Here is a 451-nt window from a genome sequence, read left to right as displayed (position 1 = left end):
CGCGCCACTGGGACTGCGGGGTCGATCGGCACATAGGCGGCCCCCGCCTTGAGCACCCCCAACATCGCCACGACCGCCTCGGCCGAACGGGGCAGCAGCAACGCCACGAACCGGCCCGGACCCGCACCGGACTCAACCAACAAGTGCGCCAACCGGTTCGACGCCTCATCCAGCTCCCGATACGACAACGACGATCCCTCGAAGGTCACCGCCACCGCCTCCGGCGTGCGGGCCACCTGCGCGGCGAACAACACCGGCACCGACCCCGTGGTATCGGCCGGGCGGGTCAGCACCGACCGTCGACCCAACTCATCCAGCCGCAGACGTTCGGCTGGGTCCAGCACATCGATCGCCGACAACCGCTGCCCCGCATCGGCGACCATCGCCGCCAGTACCCGCTCCCAGCGTTGCAGCAGCGCCTCGATGCTGGCCGCATCGAACACATCGGTGC

1 protein-coding gene is annotated in these 451 nt (G+C 69.8%); it reads right to left on the bottom strand.

Going from position 1 to position 451, the window contains the following annotated elements; translation table 11 throughout:
* Nucleotides 1-451: AMP-binding protein (locus tag BST27_RS30850; RefSeq protein WP_139805527.1), on the bottom strand; the 451-nt coding region annotated here is incomplete at both ends.

It is taken from the genome of Mycobacterium intermedium, from assembly GCF_002086275.1.
Classification (GTDB): domain Bacteria; phylum Actinomycetota; class Actinomycetes; order Mycobacteriales; family Mycobacteriaceae; genus Mycobacterium; species Mycobacterium intermedium.
Note: the sequence above shows the minus strand (reverse complement) of the source record. Positions and strands in the feature narration are given on the sequence as shown.